The organism is Pseudomonas sp. WJP1 (assembly GCF_028471945.1).
Taxonomy (GTDB): domain Bacteria; phylum Pseudomonadota; class Gammaproteobacteria; order Pseudomonadales; family Pseudomonadaceae; genus Aquipseudomonas.
Genome location: NZ_CP110128.1, coordinates 6,941,520 through 6,958,441, shown reverse-complemented (window position 1 = coordinate 6,958,441; position 16,922 = coordinate 6,941,520). Strand labels below are relative to the sequence as shown.

General features: G+C 58.7%; 14 protein-coding genes. 5 read left to right on the top strand and 9 right to left on the bottom strand.

What is annotated here, in order from left to right; all coding sequences use genetic code 11:
• The first annotated feature begins 3 nt into the window (after nucleotides 1–3).
• The gene (gene pdxY, locus OH720_RS31450) at nucleotides 4–876 is read left to right on the top strand and encodes a pyridoxal kinase PdxY (protein WP_008064552.1); all 873 of its coding nucleotides are present in this window, start codon (nucleotides 4–6) and stop codon (nucleotides 874–876) included.
• Nucleotides 877–939: 63 nt separating this feature from the next.
• On the opposite strand, the gene OH720_RS31445 is transcribed toward pdxY, so the two are convergent.
• Complete coding sequence (locus tag OH720_RS31445) at nucleotides 940–1,422, bottom strand: acyl-CoA thioesterase (RefSeq protein ID WP_008064551.1); 483 nt, start codon at nucleotides 1,420–1,422, stop codon at nucleotides 940–942.
• Between the two features lie 286 nt (nucleotides 1,423–1,708).
• On the opposite strand from OH720_RS31445, the gene OH720_RS31440 reads away from it, so the two are divergent.
• Entirely contained in the window at nucleotides 1,709–3,472 is a 1,764-nt protein-coding gene (locus tag OH720_RS31440; protein ID WP_272604069.1) for a cation:proton antiporter, read from the top strand.
• A gap of 23 nt (nucleotides 3,473–3,495) precedes the next feature.
• On the opposite strand, the gene OH720_RS31435 is transcribed toward OH720_RS31440, so the two are convergent.
• The 4 genes from OH720_RS31435 to uvrD form a co-directional block, all read right to left on the bottom strand.
• Nucleotides 3,496–3,903 (bottom strand): SMI1/KNR4 family protein, encoded by a 408-nt coding sequence (locus OH720_RS31435; protein ID WP_003187120.1) that lies wholly within the window; start codon nucleotides 3,901–3,903, stop codon nucleotides 3,496–3,498.
• 138 nt (nucleotides 3,904–4,041) lie between these two features.
• Complete coding sequence (locus OH720_RS31430) at nucleotides 4,042–4,920, bottom strand: Tim44 domain-containing protein (protein ID WP_180202111.1); 879 nt, start codon at nucleotides 4,918–4,920, stop codon at nucleotides 4,042–4,044.
• A gap of 180 nt (nucleotides 4,921–5,100) precedes the next feature.
• On the bottom strand, nucleotides 5,101–5,541 hold the full coding sequence (locus OH720_RS31425) for an EamA family transporter (protein WP_272604068.1): 441 nt from the start codon (nucleotides 5,539–5,541) through the stop codon (nucleotides 5,101–5,103).
• Between the two features lie 159 nt (nucleotides 5,542–5,700).
• The gene (gene uvrD / locus OH720_RS31420; RefSeq protein ID WP_008064545.1) at nucleotides 5,701–7,884 is read right to left on the bottom strand and encodes a DNA helicase II; all 2,184 of its coding nucleotides are present in this window, start codon (nucleotides 7,882–7,884) and stop codon (nucleotides 5,701–5,703) included.
• A 257-nt stretch (nucleotides 7,885–8,141) separates the two neighbouring features.
• Between uvrD and OH720_RS31415 the strand changes: the two genes are divergently transcribed.
• Nucleotides 8,142–11,006, top strand: coding sequence for an EAL domain-containing protein (locus OH720_RS31415; protein WP_272604067.1), 2,865 nt, complete (start codon nucleotides 8,142–8,144; stop codon nucleotides 11,004–11,006).
• Between the two features lie 73 nt (nucleotides 11,007–11,079).
• On the opposite strand, the gene OH720_RS31410 is transcribed toward OH720_RS31415, so the two are convergent.
• Together OH720_RS31410 and OH720_RS31405 are read right to left on the bottom strand one after the other, a co-directional pair.
• A complete protein-coding gene (locus OH720_RS31410) occupies nucleotides 11,080–11,394 on the bottom strand; it encodes a hypothetical protein (protein WP_272604066.1) in 315 nt (104 codons plus the stop codon).
• Between the two features lie 235 nt (nucleotides 11,395–11,629).
• A complete protein-coding gene (locus OH720_RS31405) occupies nucleotides 11,630–11,938 on the bottom strand; it encodes a hypothetical protein (RefSeq protein WP_272604065.1) in 309 nt (102 codons plus the stop codon).
• A gap of 387 nt (nucleotides 11,939–12,325) precedes the next feature.
• Here OH720_RS31405 and OH720_RS31400 point away from each other — a divergent pair, with 387 nt between their 5' ends.
• Complete coding sequence (locus OH720_RS31400; RefSeq protein ID WP_272604064.1) at nucleotides 12,326–12,781, top strand: hypothetical protein; 456 nt, start codon at nucleotides 12,326–12,328, stop codon at nucleotides 12,779–12,781.
• A 60-nt stretch (nucleotides 12,782–12,841) separates the two neighbouring features.
• Here the strand turns inward: OH720_RS31400 and OH720_RS31395 are convergent, their stop codons facing one another.
• Both OH720_RS31395 and aspA read right to left on the bottom strand, forming a co-directional pair.
• Nucleotides 12,842–13,849 carry an asparaginase gene (locus tag OH720_RS31395; protein ID WP_272604063.1) on the bottom strand — a complete coding sequence of 336 codons (1,008 nt, stop codon included), beginning with the start codon at nucleotides 13,847–13,849 and terminating at the stop codon, nucleotides 12,842–12,844.
• A 303-nt stretch (nucleotides 13,850–14,152) separates the two neighbouring features.
• Nucleotides 14,153–15,577, bottom strand: a complete 1,425-nt coding sequence (aspA, locus tag OH720_RS31390) for an aspartate ammonia-lyase (protein WP_008064537.1) — start codon at nucleotides 15,575–15,577, stop codon at nucleotides 14,153–14,155.
• A 180-nt stretch (nucleotides 15,578–15,757) separates the two neighbouring features.
• Between aspA and OH720_RS31385 the strand changes: the two genes are divergently transcribed.
• Nucleotides 15,758–16,675, top strand: a complete 918-nt coding sequence (locus OH720_RS31385; protein WP_272604062.1) for a LysR substrate-binding domain-containing protein — start codon at nucleotides 15,758–15,760, stop codon at nucleotides 16,673–16,675.
• Nucleotides 16,676–16,922: the final 247 nt, after the last annotated feature.

Genomic DNA, 16,922 nt, shown 5'->3' with positions numbered 1-16,922 from the left:
CGCATGAAACGTACACCCCATCTGCTCGCTATCCAGTCCCACGTGGTGTTCGGTCACGCCGGCAACAGTGCCGCGGTTTTCCCGATGCAGCGGGTCGGGGTGAATGTCTGGCCGCTCAACACCGTGCAGTTCTCCAATCACACCCAGTATGGCCAATGGGCGGGTGACGTACTGGCGCCGCACCAGATTCCCGATCTGGTCGAAGGTATCGCGGCCATTGGCGAGCTGGGCAATTGCGATGCGGTACTGTCCGGTTACCTCGGCAGTGCAGCCCAGGGCAGGGCGATACTGACGGGCGTGGCAAAGATCAAATCAATCAATCCCAAGGCGCTGTACCTGTGTGACCCGGTGATGGGCCATCCGGAGAAGGGCTGCAGCGTACCGGCGGAAGTCAGCGATTTCCTGCTGGAGGAGGCCGCCAGCGTGGCCGACTTCATGTGCCCCAATCAACTGGAGCTCGACAGCTTCTCGGGACGCAAGCCGCAGTCGCTGTTCGATTGCCTGGCGATGGCGCGTGCGCTGTTGGCACGTGGGCCGAAGGCGGTGCTGGTCAAGCACCTGGATTACCCTGGAAAAAAGGCGGATGTCTTCGAGATGTTGCTGGTGACAGCCGAAGGCAGCTGGCATCTGCAGCGTCCGCTGCTGGCGTTTCCGCGTCAGCCGGTGGGTGTTGGCGACCTGACGTCGGGGTTGTTCCTGGCGCGCGTCCTGCTGGGCGACAGCCTGGTGGCGGCTTTCGAATTCGCAGCATCGGCGGTGCATGAGGTGTTGCTGGAAACCCAGGCCTGCGCCAGTTACGAGATGGAGCTGGTTCGAGCTCAGGACCGGATCGCCCATCCGCGGGTGCGGTTCGAGGCAACCCCTATCAGTTTGTAATGCGGTTACGGCTAAAAGATCGCAGCCTTCGGCAGCGCCTACAAAAGGCTGCGATCCATTGCTTTAAGCGTCGCCCTTGATTTCCTGATAACGCTTTTCCAGCTCCTGACGAATCTGGCGGCGTTGCTGCGCCTGCATATAGCGGCGCTTGTCTTCACTGTTTTCAGGTTGCAGCGGCGGCACCGGCGCGGGCTTGCGCTGGTCATCCACGGCGACCATGGTGAAGAAGCAGCTGTTGGTATGGCGTACCGAGCGCTCACGGATATTCTCGGTCACCACCTTGATGCCCACCTCCATGGAGGTGTTGCCGGTGTAATTGACCGATGCCAGGAAGGTCACCAGCTCACCGACATGGATCGGCTCGCGGAAAATCACCTGGTCTACCGACAGGGTCACCACGTAGCGGCCGGCATAGCGGCTGGCGCAGGCATAGGCTACTTCGTCGAGGTACTTGAGCAGGGTGCCGCCATGAACATTGCCAGAGAAATTGGCCATGTCGGGGGTCATCAATACTGTCATCGACAGCTGGGCGTTTCCGGGTTCCATAGCGATCTCACGGGTCAAGGCAAGGTTTGAGGGACGCACCTCTGCGGGCGCTTCAGCGGTTTTTTCAAACCAACAGATATCGGGACGCCACGCGGACGACCGCCGTCACGCCCAATCGATCTGTTTCCATATATTGCACCGCCTTTGCGCCGGAAGTCGCGGTGTTACCCTGCAAAAGCCCAGACCCAGGGAATAGTCCTACACGAGAAGCAGATTTTTACACTGCTCAAATCGGAGACTTCCCGCGTCCGGTGATCAAGCCATTGCACCCAAGGAGCTCCACGCCATGCATGCCATCAGTTTTATTCAGGATCTGGCAGTGATCATGTTGGTCGCGGGCGTGGTGACCGTGCTTTTCCACCGGTTCAAGCAACCGGTGGTGCTGGGCTACATTGTGGCCGGCTTCATTATTGGCCCGCACACTCCGCCGTTCAGCCTGATCCACGACGAAGGGACCATCAAGACCCTGGCGGAGCTGGGGGTGATTTTCCTGATGTTCTGCCTGGGCCTGGAGTTCAGCCTGCGCAAGCTGTTCAAGGTCGGCGCCACGGCGTTTATCGCGGCGTTCCTGGAAATCGTGCTGATGATCTGGATCGGCTACGAAATCGGCCGCTGGTTCGATTGGAACACCATGGATTCGCTATTCCTCGGGGCGATCCTGGCCATTTCCTCGACCACCATCATCGTCAAGGCACTCAATGACCTGAAGATGAAAAACCAGCGCTTTGCGCAGTTGATATTCGGCGTACTGATCGTCGAAGACATCCTGGGTATCGGCATCATCGCCTTGCTGTCGAGTATCGCGGTCAGCGGCACGGTCAGTTCGAGCGAGGTGTTCTCCACCGTCGGCAAGCTTTCGCTGTTCATGATTGTCGCGCTGGTCATTGGCATCTTGCTGGTGCCGCGCTTGCTGGCCTACGTGGCCAAGTTCGAAAGCAACGAAATGCTGCTGATCACTGTGCTGGGCCTGTGTTTTGGCTTCTGCCTGCTGGTGGTCAAGCTTGAGTACAGCATGGTGCTCGGTGCGTTCCTGATTGGCGCGATCATGGCGGAGTCGCGGCAGTTGCTGAAAATCGAACGCCTGATCGAACCGGTTCGCGACCTGTTCAGTGCGATTTTTTTCGTCGCCATCGGCCTGATGCTCGATCCCATGATACTGCTGCAATACGCCTGGCCAATTGCGGTGATCACCGTGGCGGTGGTGCTCGGCAAGATGCTGTCGTGCGGCCTTGGCGCCTTTATCGCCGGCAACGACGGACGTACCTCACTGCGGGTCGGGATGGGGCTGTCGCAGATTGGCGAATTCTCTTTCATCATTGCGTCGCTGGGCATGACCCTGCAGGTCACCAGTAACTTCCTTTACCCGGTGGCCGTGGCGGTCTCGGTGCTTACCACGCTGATGACGCCCTATCTGATCCGCGCAGCCGACCCGCTGTCAATCAAACTGGCGGCGGTGATGCCGCAACGGTTGGCTCGGGTGTTGGGGATGTATGGCGAATGGCTGCGCAGCATCCAGCCGCAGGGCGAGGGTGCGTTGCTGGCTTCGATGATTCGGCGGATTTTGCTGCAGGTGGGGGTCAATCTGGCGTTGGTGATTGCGATCTTCTTCGCGGGTGCTTACTTCGCCGAAGGCATGTCTACTTACCTGCAAGACTGGATCAGTGACCCGAGCTGGCAGAAAGCGTTGATCTGGGGCGGGGCGCTGCTGCTGTCGCTGCCCTTCCTGATTGCCGCGTATCGCAAGCTCAAGGCGCTGTCGATGTTGCTGGCGGAAATGGGCGTCAAACCGGAGATGGCGGGCCGTCACACGCAGCGAGTGCGCCGGGTGATCTCCGAAGTGATCCCGATCCTCTCGCTGCTGGTGATTTTCCTGCTGCTGGCAGCCTTGTCGGCCAGTATTCTGCCGACCAACAAGTTGCTGGTCCTGATCGCCGTGGTTGCGGCCGCCGTGGCGGCGTTGCTCTGGCGCTGGTTCATCCGAGTGCACACACGGATGCAGGTGGCCTTGCTCGATACCCTGGAAAACCACAAGGATTCGCCGGGGCATTGATCATGTGAGGGGCGTCAAACGGCTCAGCTTTCCAGCCAGACGTCCCGCGCCCAGTGCCATACCGATTCCCAGGTTTCTTCGGCGATCAGTTCTTCTTCGGCCTGCCAAAGCACCACGGTGCCGTCTTCTTCGACGCAGTAGTAGTCGTCGCCGTCCTGGCAGATCGGGATCAGGCTGCGATCGACGCCTGCATCCCAGGCATTGGCGGCAACGTCCGGCAGGTAGGTGTGGGATTGCGGGTCAGTGACGGTGACCGGCTCCAGGCTGCCATAGACCACGTCGCTGACGGTCAGCAGGAATTCTCTGAAGACGAACGGAATGTCGATGAACAGTTGTTCTTCGATTTCGACCAGCAGATCTTCGTCGGGCAACTCCAAGGGGACCGGTACCGGTTCGTTGGCTTCACGCAGTTGTTCGATGATTTCTTCCACGTCCGGGATCCTCTTGCTTGTATGGCGCGGTTTATATGGGGCGGTTTATACAGTAGCTCGCTATAGATGCAACCGCGAAATAGAAAACCCCAGCCGAGGCTGGGGTTTTTATTACATCAAGTGAAGCGCGGAGGGGAATCAGCCGTTCTGGCGGATACCGGCCACCAGCCAAGGCTGGTTTTCGCCCTGTGCACGTTCCATGTTCCAGCTTTCGCTGAACACTTCACCCTGGTCGAAACGCGAGGTTTTCGACACGCCGCTGAAGGTGAGGGTGGCGATGGTCTTGTCGGCGCGATCATCCACACCGTCCAGTTGCACATTGAGGTTATCAATGTAGGTGGACTGGAAGCCGTCACCCAGGTCAGCACGCTCGCGCTTGAGGAATTCCAGCATTTGCGGGGTCACGAACTCGGCGATCTTGTCCATTTCGTTCGCGTCCCAGTGTTGCTGCAGGGACTGGAAGTGATTGCGCGCGGCTTCGATGAAGTTGTGTTCGTTGAACCAGGCTGGAGCGTTGATTACCGGACGAGCGGCGACCGGTGCTGCCGCTCCGCCGAAGATCGAACCGCCAGCAGGCTTGGGCTCGAACGCTTCACGCTGCATCGGCGCGTAGCCTGCCGGAGCCATTTGCGGCTGCTGCTTGCGACGACGAGCGGCGATGAAGCGGAAGACCAGGAACGCGATGACCGCCATGATCAGGATGTCGAAGATCTGCATGCCCTGGAAACCGTCGCCCATGAACATGGAGGCCAGCAGGCCACCGGCGGCGATACCGGCCAGAGGGCCGAGCCAGCGCGAAGCGCCACCGGCCTTGGCTGCGGCGCCAGCGGCACCGGCTGCACCAGCAGTCGCTGCAGCGCCGCCCATGCCTGGAGAAGAAGGAGCCATCTGGCTGGTCTGGTGTGTCGGCGCAGCGCCTGCGCTTTTGCCACCACCAAAGCGCTTGGCGGCATTGGCGTCGAGGCTCATCGTCAAGCCGATGCACAACGCCATGGCGATGCTAAGAAAACGTTTCATAAAGGGAATTCCCATTTGTGGAAGGCACGCGCGCCATGTTGCACAGCTGAAGTGTTACTGGCTAGCGGCAGAGTGTTTCGAGCTTTTGCCTGACAGGTTGCATTCAGCTTCAGTCAGCGCAATAGGGCTTGTTAACTTTGGTCTGTAGGAAAAGTGGATAAGTTCTGTAGGAAAGGATATCTAGCGTCGCAGCGCGAGCATGATGACGCCCGCCGTGATCAGGCCAATCCCACTCCATTGGCGCAGATCGAGCTTTTCGCCCAGCAGGACCACACCGAGCACGGCCACCAGCACCACGCTGAGTTTGTCCACGGGAGCGACCAGTGAGGCCGGGCCGACCTTGAGTGCGCGGAAGTAGCAAATCCACGACGCACCGGTGGCAAGTCCCGACAACAGCAGGAACAGGTAGCTCTTGGAAGAGATCGATCCTAAAGACTGATATTGGCCCGTGGCGTACAAAATCAAGGCCAGGCTGACCAGTACCACCACGGTGCGTAACAGGGTGGCGAAGTCTGGATTGACGTTTTCGATGCCGATCTTCGCGAAAATGGCGGTCATTGCCGCGAAGACTGCGGATAGAAGGGCCCAGAATGTCCAGGAAGAAAAGAAGCCTGAGCCCATGAGTCGTTTCCTTTCAGTTCAGACGATGCATAACCCTGTGGGAGCGGGCTTGCTCGCGAAAGCGTCAGGTCAGTCGACATTGATAGTGGCTGATCCACCGCATTCGCGAGCAAGTCGAATCGTCGCACCGCCGCTCCCACATTGGTCCGCTGGCGGTCTTTAGATCGCTTCCAGCTTGGCGTAACCCAGCATCAGCCACTTGCTGCCTTCGCTGAAGTTCACCTGCACCCGAGCCGCCGCCCCGGCGCCTTCGAAGTTGAGGATCACGCCGTCACCGAAGATCGAGTGGCGTACAGTCTGGCCCAGGCTAAAGCCGGTCTGCGGAATCTCGCTGCCGCTGAACAGGTTGCTGCCACTCATCGACTGGTTGCCGCCGTACGGCCGGCTGACGCTGTTGGACAGCCGCACTTCCTGAATCAGGCCCTTGGGCACTTCGCGTACGAATCGCGAAACCTTGTTGTAGGTCTCGCTGCCGTACAGGCGTCGGGTTTCAGCATAGGTCATCACCAGGTTTTGCATGGCCCGAGTGATGCCGACATAGGCCAGGCGACGCTCTTCCTCAAGGCGGCCGGGCTCTTCCAGGCTCATCTTGTGCGGGAACAGGCCTTCTTCCATGCCCACAAGGAATACATAGGGGAATTCCAGGCCCTTGGCGCTGTGCAGGGTCATCAATTGAATGCTGTCTTCGTGTTCGTCGGCCTGGGTATCGCCGGCTTCCAGCGAGGCGTGACCGAGGAAGGCCGCCAGTGGCGTCAGGTCCTCGTCCTCTTCGCTGTTTTCGAAGTTGCGCGCCGCGCTGACCAGTTCCTCAAGGTTTTCTACCCGGGCCTGGCCCTTCTCGCCTTTTTCCGCTTCGTGATAGGCGATCAGCCCCGACTGTTCGATGACGGTCTGGGTCATGAGGTGCAACGGCATTTCCATGCACTTGGCGGCGAGGTTCTCGATCAACTCGATAAATGCGCCCAGCGCGCTGGCTGCCCGGCCGGTAACGCCTTTATTGGCCACCAGTAGACGCATCGCTTCCCACATCGACACATCGCTGTGGCGGGCGTGGTCGCGGATCGCTTCGACGGTTTTCTCGCCGATGCCCCGGGCCGGCACGTTGATCACCCTTTCCAGCGCGGCATCGTTGCCACGGCCTTCGAGCAAGCGCAGGTAGGCCATGGCGTTCTTGATTTCTGCACGTTCGAAGAAGCGCTGGCCGCCATAGATGCGGTACGGAATGCGCTCGCGCAGCAAGGCTTCTTCCAACACGCGCGATTGGGCGTTGGAGCGGTACAGAATCGCGATATCGCTGCGAGCCAAGCCGGTTTTCAGCGCACTTTCGATAGTTTCGACAACGTAGCGAGCTTCATCGTGTTCATTGAACGCGGCGTACAGGTTGATCGCTTCGCCGTCGCCGCCATCGGTCCACAGCTCCTTGCCCAAACGCCCGGTGTTGTTGGCGATCAGGGCGTTGGCAGCCTTGAGGATGCCGGCGGTGGAGCGATAGTTCTGCTCCAGGCGAATGGTTTCGGCGTCCGGGAAGTCTTCGGAATACTGGTAGATGTTCTCGATTTTCGCGCCACGCCAGCCATAGATCGACTGGTCGTCGTCGCCGACCACCATCAGGCTGTCGCCACCTTTGGCCAGCAGGCGCAACCAGGCGTACTGCACGGCGTTGGTGTCCTGGAACTCGTCCACCAGGATGTGCCGGAAGCGCTTCTGATAGTGCGCCAGCAGGCCGGGGTGATCGCGCCACAGGTCAAGCGCGCGCAGCAGCAATTCGGAGAAGTCGATCACGCCGGCGCGCAGGCAGGCGGCCTCGTAGGCTTCATAGATGCCGCGCATGGTCGCCAGGAACAGGTCGCCGCTGGCCTGGATGTGTTGCGGGCGCAGGCCTTCGTCTTTCTGCCCGTTGATGAACCATTGGGCCTGGCGGGCGGGCCAGCGCTGTTCGTCCAGGCCGAGCTCGCGGATCACCCGCTTGACCAGGCGTTGCTGGTCGTCGCTGTCAAGAATCTGGAAGGTCTGGCTCAAGCCCGCTTCCTGCCAGTGCGCCCGCAGCAAGCGGTGCGCCAGGCCGTGGAAGGTGCCGACCCACATGCCGGCCGGGTTGATACCCATCAACTGCTCGATGCGCTGTCGCATCTCGGCAGCGGCCTTATTGGTGAAGGTCACCGACAGGATGGAGTGGGGCGAGGCGTTTTCGACCTGGATCAACCAGGCGATACGGTGCACCAGCACTCGGGTTTTACCGGAACCAGCACCGGCCAGGACCAACTGACGACCCACGGGGGCAGCTACGGCCTGGCGTTGGGCATCGTTGAGGGAGTTCAGCAGAAGGGAGAGATCATCGCGCATCAGGGCATTCTAGGGGGCTGCGTCACCACGGGCAAACCCCGCTTCGTTTTAGCCGATGAAAGTTACGCACGGGACGACCGGTCAGTCATCGGTTGCAATCGTTTGCCGGCCCCGTCTGACGGCATTTTGCCACTGCTGACGGCTGATACTTTGGTCTGTTTTTTGATCAGGAGCAGTTTGGTCCGGGCATTGGCTTGTGTATGCTCCGTCCACGTTTCGGGCACATGCTCATCATTATAAGAACAAGAACACTGCCTATGACCCTCAGCATCGACCTGTCGGGCCCTACTGTGGAGCCCCGGGTGATCCGTAAACAATTCGCCATGGAAATGGCGGTCGAACGCACGCGTCTGCTGTATCAGGGTTCCTTGCTGCCCACGCTGTTCATGTTGATCAATGGCCTGGTGTGCGCCGGATTGCTCTGGAGTCCGCAGCGTTATTTCCTGGTCAGTGTCTGGCTGGTGTGGTTGCTGTCGCTGGTCGCATTGCGGGTGATCCAGGTGGCGGCCTTCGATTCGGCGATCCCCAACCGCCAGGCGCATCCGATCTGGCGCCGCATGTTTTTACTGGGATCCGGTCTCACCGGCCTGACCCTGGCCGGTGCCGGCATTGCCCTGGTTCCCGCCGATAACTTCATTCAGCAAGCGTGGGTGTTCGGCCTGATTGGTGCCGCGGCGCTGTCGGCCAGCGTGGCCTACGCGGTGAGTTTGCCGGCGTTCCTGTCCTTCACCTTGCCCTGCCTGTTGCCGGCCATTGCCTATATGTTCTGGGGCGGGGACGAGCACGGTTGGGGCTGGTTCGGCCTGATTCTGCTGGGTGCGCTGAGTGTGGTCGCCTGGCAGGTGAATCGGTTGATCGATCGCGGCCTGTTGCGACGCTTCCAGAATCAGGCGCTGATCGAGAATCTGCAGCAGGCGCAGAACTGCAGCGACCAGCTCAATCAGAAGCTGGCCAGGGAAATCGATCAGCGTCGACGCGCCGAAGACGAATTGCGCGAAATCCAGGTCGACCTGGAAAACCGTGTCGCCCAGCGCAGTCTGGAGCTGGAGGCGGCCAGCCAGGCGCTGAGCCAGAGTGAGGCGCGCCTGGCGCTGGCATTGAAGGCCAGCGAGCTGGGGCTGTGGGACTGGAACCTGCAAACCGACGAAGTCCATCACACGCATATCCAGGAACTGTTTGGCCTGGCGCCGGAACAGGTAACGGCATTACTGCGCCACCTTAAACCGCGCCTGCATCCCGACGATCTTCCTGCACTGAAAAGGGCGTTGGTCGAGCATTTGAAAGGCCGCACCGAGGATTACCAGATCGAGTACCGCGTGCGGCATGGCGATGGCCACTGGGTGTGGATCGAGGACCGCGGACGGGCGGTGGAGCGCGCCGAGAACGGCCGGGTGATTCGCATGGTGGGCACGCGGCGCGATATCAGCGTCGGCAAGGCCCAGGAAGAACAACTGCAGTTGGCGGCGACGGTGTTCGAGGCGGCCAGCGAAGGTATCGTGATTTTCGATCCGAATTACGCCCTGATCGCGGTCAATCAAGCCTTCAGCCGGGTGACCGGTTATGAAATCGAGGAAATTCTCGGGCGTAAAGTGGTCGATTTGCCCTGCAGTCGTGATGCTCGCCGGCATTACGGCGCGATCCATCTGGCGCTGGAGCAGCACGGCAGTTGGCAGGGTGAGCTGGTGGAGACTCGCAAAAATGGCGAGATGTACCCGCAATGGCTGCAATTGACCGCCGTACGCGATTCCCGGGGAAATGTTAGTCATATCGTGGGCTTCTTCGCGGATCTCTCGGCACGGCGAGAATCCGAAGAGCGCATGCGCTACCTGACCCATCATGACGAACTCACGGGCCTGGCCAATCGCTCGATGTTCCGCGAACGGCTGAGCGAGGCGCATCAGCGTGTGCGTCAGGGCGGGTATCGCAGCCTGGCGTTGTTGCACATCAATCTGGATCGCTTCAAGCAGCTCAACGACAGCCTGGGTCACGAGGTAGCCGATCAGCTGTTGCAGAAAATGGCCCGACGGCTGGTCAACGCATTGCCTGAGGCAGACACCATCGCACGCTTGTCCGGCGATGAATTCGCCGTGCTGTTCAATGCCTACGGCAACCTCTCCAGTCTGGCGCGGGTGGCGACTCGCTTGTCGGCCAAATTGCGGTTACCGCTGACCGTTGAGGGTCATGAGCTGGTGGTTAGTGCATCCATGGGCATCAGCCTGTTGCCGGATAACGCCCGGGAAATATCCGCATTGGTCAGTCAGTCAAACATGGCCATGCAGCACGCCAAGCATTTGGGTGGTAACAATTTCCAGTTCTACACCGATAGCCTGCAAGCCAGCACCCTGGAACGCCTGCAGCTGGAAAATCATCTGCGTAAAGCGGTCGAAGAGAAGCAGCTGAAAGTGTTTTACCAACCGAAACTGTGCCTCGCCACGGGCAAGCTCAATGCCGCCGAGGCCTTGGTGCGCTGGGACCACCCGACCATGGGGCGTGTGCCGCCGGGGGATTTCATCGGTCTGGCGGAGGAGACCGGGTTGATCGGCCCGATCGGCGAGTTCGTCTTGCGCCAGGCCTGCTGGCAAGCCTGCGAGTGGCAGCGCCTGGGACTCGAGGCGATCCGGGTGTCGGTCAATCTGTCGGTGCATCAATTGCGCCAGGGCAAGCTGGTCAGCCTGGTGCGCCAGGTGCTGGAAGAAACAGGGCTGGCGCCGCACTACCTGGAGTTGGAATTGACTGAAAGTCAGTTACTCGACAGCGTCGAGCACATTATCGCGACGTTCCAGCAACTGCGTGAGTTGGGGGTGAAGCTTGCGATCGACGATTTCGGCACGGGGTATTCGTCCCTGAGCTACCTCAAGCGCATCCCGGTGGATTACGTGAAGATCGATCAGGCGTTTATCCGGGGCCTGGGAGAGGGTACGGAAGACGCGGCGATCACCCGGGCGATCATTGCGATGGCCCACGGCTTGAAATTGAAAGTGGTGGCCGAAGGCGTTGAGCGGCCGGAGCAGCTTGAGTTTTTGAAAGCTGAGCGTTGTGACGAAGTGCAGGGCTATCTGATCAGTCGGCCGGTTGAGGCTGAGGCCCTGGCGGGTTTGCTACAAGCGCAATGCGTAACGTGAGCGACGAGGTTTCCCGCCAGGTACCTGGTGTGTTTCTGGCGGGAAGTTCTACAGCGCGGAATAAATGCGGCGCTTAGTGGGTAATCTGTACTTTATCGATATGATGCAGCAATTTGCCTTCGTAGAAGATGCTGACGCCGGTGACATTCGAGTTGCCCATTTTTTTGTACTCGACAAACTTGTCTGTTACGACCTGCAGCGACATGTCGTTGGAATTTTCCAGTTGCAATTCCAGGCGCAAATCAAAGGATTTGTCTTGCAGTGCACTCATGACCAGCTTTGGCGTAATGCCCGTGTGAGCAACCGTTACCGTGCCAAAGGTGCGGAAGGAGGCTGCTCCCGGCATTCGGTCGATTTGTGCGGTCCAGTCTTTGGTTTTAATGCTCATGATGTGTAACTCCTGTAATTAGATTAATCGCGTCCTGCGCGAGCAATATATCTAACTCCAGTTTTTTTTGTGTGGGGTGTTTTAATTGAAAATGTAAGCTCGATTGTTGGCGGCTGTTCATCAAGGGCTGAATTTTGAAACTTTTGGGGTTTTGAAGGGCGCGCGCGTTCAGTCTTGGACGTGTGCGCCAGCGACGCCGACACGTACGCAGTGATTGTGACTGCGCCCCTCATGTTTATTTGTCCCGCAACTCGAAGGTGACTGTGCCGAAATCCCGATATTCTGGAATGGTGGGGATCGCGCCTGGGAAGCCACCGCTAACGGAGTACGTACCCTCCTTGATGTCGGCGGGCACGTCGAAGAGTACTACCAGTTGTTCAAATCTTCTGATCACTACCTTTTTCTCGTACGCTTCGTTCTTGAACCGAACATGGAAAAGCCCCTCAAGAGAGTTTGTGTTGGCGTTTTTCAGAATGATGATTTGTTCAGGGAGAACATCTTCAGGGAGGTCAGGTTGAGCATTTGGGTAGTTGGAACTTTCCATCGTGCAGCTCCTCGGCGTATGGGCATGGAACCAGTCCCTCGCGAAACCAGTTCTGACTCATCAATTTAGAAGCTCGGAATTGGCGCGTCTACTGTCAGAGTTGACAGTAGAGAGGGGTTTAAGTGCAGTGTTTGCGTGAAACGACGGTACATGGGCGAAGACATGACTTTTGCCTATCCATTTTATGCTGTCTTATTTGAGCTGGCTACTGTCAAATTTATCAGTTGTTAAAAAATATAACTGCCATTTGTCATGTTTATTTTTGAAGGTATAAAGGTTTGCTTTTTCGACTTTTAAATTTTGATTTTTTTCTAGGTTGAAACTACCGTTGAATCGAGTCGCAATCGGTCATATGCGACGTTCGCGTCATTCACGGAGAGTACAGATATGAAGCAGGCAAATATTGATGATGCCTTTAAGAAGCGCGCAGATGACAGGGCTGCCAAAGGGGATGCTAAATCGCGTGTCATGGGGTATGTGAAAGGTAGGCTGAATGATAAAGCGTTTGAGTATGCAGCAGTAGATCTGTTTTCAGTGCAAAACTCGTGGTACATGAGTTTCAGCAATAGTGGTCCGGGAATCATCAATGTTTTTATAAAAATTCCTGAGGAGGCTTTCAATACTAACGAGTTTAAGTTGAATAACCCCAGGGATTTATTGAGATTCATTACCGCAGAGAAACTATGGGACCTGAGTCAAGGGAAAATGATTGACTTGAAAAAAGATGATGACAATAAGGTCACTGGTAAGTTTGACGCTACTGTATTCACTGGGGTAGGGGATGATCAGGAGCTTGTTCCCGTAGTAGGGGAGATATCAATTTTTACCCCAAAACAAAAATAAATGAATAACCCTCCTATGAGTTTTGGAGGGTTTTTTCTATCAGCGCAGATCTTTACTCAGCTACGCGCTGAATTCTCCAGCAAGATCCAGTTCCATCAACTGTCGGACTTGTGTCGGCTCAAGCTGCGCTCCCAACAAACCATGCAATTTACCGAACGCCGCTTCCCGGGTCATTCCGCCTCCAGACAAAACCCCAACACTGCGCAACCGGCTCCCCGCCTCGTAGACATCCAGCTCCACACCACCTTCATGACACTGTGTCACCGCGACCACCACCACACCGTTGTCACGTGCCCGGGAAAGCGCTGCGAGAAATTCGGGATTGTCGCTCGGTCCGGTGCCGCTGCCATAACACTCCAGCACCAGGCCTTGAATGCCGCTGTCTAGCAGGCCTTCTAGAATCTCGGCGCCGATGCCGGGGAACAAAGGCAGTACCGCGACGTTGGCCAGTTGCCTGGGCTGGTCGTAGTGCAATGGCGTAGATATCGATGGCGCTTTCACGCCGCCGCCCTGACGCTCGAGTCGCTTGAACGGATGTCGACCGAAGCTGCGAATTTTTGCGCATCGCATCGGGTCTAGCAGTTCGCCGTGGAAGTAAAGATGAACGCCCGGTGCCAAGCCTTGGCCAAGGGCCACCAGTGCGCCGCTGAGGTTTTCCCAGGCATCGCTGTCGGCGACGCCGGCCGGCAGCATCGAGCCGGTAAAGCAAACGCGGGCCTGCAGGCCAAGCAACTGAAAGCTCATGGCGGCCGCGCTGTAGGCGAGGGTGTCGGTGCCGTGCAGGATCAGCACGCTGTCGCAGCCTTGCACGTCCACGGCATCGACCACCGCTTCACGCAGTTGCTGCCAATACGCCGGGGTCATGTTGGCGCTGTCGATCAGCGGCGACATCTCGCGAAAGCGCCAATGCGGTACCACGAGATCAGGCTGGCTGTGCAGGTACTCACGCATCCGCGCTTCGAAACCGGATGCCGGCGCCAGGCCGTGGGCGCTGGCCTGCATGCCGATAGTACCGCCGGTGTAGAGCACCATGACGTGCTGGGCGGCAGGGTAGGTCGAGGAATTCATGAAGGCACTCCGAGAACGATGATTTCCTGTGTGGGAGCGGGCTTGCTCGCGAAGAGGGAGTGTCAGGCGATGTAATGTTGCCTGACACTCCCTCTTCGCGAGCAAGCCCGCTCCCACAAGGGGTTTCGCACTTTAACCGATCAATGATGCGCTGCGGGTACGCCCAGATCCAGGTCGGGGAATGTGGCGTCCGGGTGGTGTTTTCAAAAAGTCAAAAAAAAGGGCCTGGAGAGTGATCTCCAGGCCCTCAAAAGGTGAGAGGTGTCTAGTCCCTCGACCTGGTGAGCGGTGCTACAGCGTTGGTCAAGCCTTCAGAGGCACCAGACGCGGGGCAATCATGTTTTCTGGGCGCAGGATGTCGGCGAGCATGGCTTCGTCGAGCAGACCTTCTTCGCGCACCAGTTCCAGCACGCCGCGGCCGCTTTCGAGGGCGATACGGGCGATGCGGGTGGCGTTTTTGTAGCCGATGTACGGGTTCAGTGCGGTGACCAGGCCGATCGAGTGTTCGACCAGTTCACGGCAGCGCGCTTCGTTGGCGGTGATGCCGACGATGCAGTGTTCGCGCAGCATGTCCATGGCGCGTTGCAGCAGGCGGATCGAGTCGAGGATCTTGAAGGCGATCAGCGGCTCCATCACGTTCAATTGCAGTTGGCCGCCTTCGGCTGCCATGGTCAGCGCCAGGTCGTTACCGATGACCTGGAACGCAACCTGGTTCACGGCTTCCGGGATCACCGGGTTGACCTTGCCTGGCATGATCGAGCTGCCTGGCTGACGCGCTGGCAGGTTGATTTCGTTGATGCCGGTGCGTGGGCCGCTGGACAGCAGGCGCAGGTCGTTGCAGATCTTCGACAGCTTGACCGCGGTGCGCTTGAGCATGCCGGAGAACAGCACGAAGGCGCCCATGTCGGAGGTGGCTTCGATCAGGTCGGCGGCTGGAACCAGCGGTTGACCGCTGATCAGGGCCAGACGCTGTACGGCCAGGGCCTGATAGCGTGGATCGGCGTTGATGCCGGTGCCGATCGCGGTGCCACCCAGGTTCACTTCGGTCAGCAGTTCCGGAGCCAGCGTCTTCAGGCGGGCCAGGTCTTCGCCCATCGTGGTGGCGAAAGCGCGGAACTCTTGACCCAGGGTCATCGGCACGGCGTCTTGCAGCTGGGTACGGCCCATCTTCAGGACGTGGTTGAATTCTTCACCCTTGGCCGCGAATGCCTGAATCAGGCTGTCGAGGCTGGCGAGCAGGGTGTCATGACCCAGCAACAGACCCAGGCGGATCGCCGTCGGGTAGGCGTCGTTGGTCGACTGCGCCATGTTCACGTCGTCGTTCGGGTGCAGGTACTGATATTCGCCTTTCTGGTGACCCATGGCCTCCAGCGCGATGTTGGCGATGACTTCGTTGGCATTCATGTTGGTTGAAGTGCCAGCGCCGCCTTGAATCATGTCCACCACGAATTCTTCGTGGAAGTCGCCGCGGATCAAACGTGCACAGGCTTCGCTGATGGCAGCGTGCTTGGCTTCGCTCAGGTGACCCAACTCGCGGTTGGCGTCAGCGGCGGCCTGTTTGACCATGGCCAGACCGACAACCAGTTTCGGGTAGTGCGAAATCGGAACGCCTGAGAGGCGGAAGTTATTCACCGCTCGCAGGGTCTGGATACCGTAATACGCTTGAGCTGGTACTTCGAGAGCGCCAAGCAGGTCATTTTCTGTGCGGAATGATGCAGCGGAGGACATGATAGAAATCATCTCAATATGGACCCGGGCTGTGCCGGAACACTGCAAATGCTAGGCTTGTAGAGAATTTTGGGCCAATGCTGTTAAACACTGGCCTATGCATATTCGGCATAATGCCCATGTGACGCCGTGTTGATGGCGAGCGTGTGACCTAAATTGGTGCGTGTCCGGGAGGGCGTGATGAATCTGGAAAGTAAATGGCTGGAGGACTTCAGTGCCCTGGCCGCCACCCGCAGCTTCTCCCAGGCAGCGGAACGCCGCTTCGTGACTCAACCGGCCTTTAGCCGCCGAATCCGCAGCCTCGAAGCCGCGCTGGGGCTGACGTTGGTCAACCGCTCGCGCACGCCGGTCGAGCTGACAGCTGCGGGCCAGTTGTTCCTGGTTACCGCGCGCACCGTGGTCGAGCAGCTCGGTGAAGTGCTGCGCCACCTGCATCATCTGGAAGGTGGGCAGGGCGAGGTGATGCAAGTTGCGGCGGCGCACTCACTGGCGCTGGGGTTTTTCCCGCGCTGGATCGCGCAACTGCGCAACGAAGGCTTGAACATCGCTACACGGTTGGTGGCGACCAACGTCGGCGACGCCGTGCATGCATTGCGCGAGGGCGGTTGTGACTTGATGCTGGCGTTCTATGACCCGGATGCGGCCATGCAGATGGACCCTGAGATCTTTCCTTCCCTGCACCTTGGGCACACCGAAATGCTCCCGGTATGCGCTGCAGATGAGCAGGGCAAGCCCCTGTTCGATCTGGAGGGTGAGGCTAGCGTGCCGTTGCTGGCCTACAGTGCGGGAGCGTTTCTCGGGCGTTCGGTCAATGGGTTGCTGCGCCAGCGCGCGTTGCGCTTTACCACGGTGTATGAAACCGCCATGGCCGACAGCCTGAAAAGCATGGCACTGGAAGGGCTGGGCATTGCCTGGGTCCCGCAACTGAGTGTGCGCGCCGAACTGGCACGCGGTGAGTTGGTGGTCTGTGGCGGTCCGCAATGGCATGTGCCGCTTGAGATCCGCCTGTATCGCTGTGCGCTGGTGCGCAAGGCGAATGTGCGGTTGTTGTGGCGCAAGCTGGAGGGCGGGGCAGCGCAGGGCACCACCGGTTCTTGAGCACCACGTACATCCCTGTGGGAGCGGGCTTGCCCGCGAAGGGGCCAGTAAATTCAACATAAATGTGTGTTGTGCCGACGCCATCGCAGGCAAGCCAGCTCCCACAGGGATTTGTGGTGTATCGGATTGACCTTCAGGTCAATAAAACCGGTGCTTTGCGCCGTTTGACAGATGGTCGCAATGGGGGCTGTTTATCTGCCTCATTGAGGTATACTGCGCGGCCTTCGGCCGGTTCGCCTGGCCATAA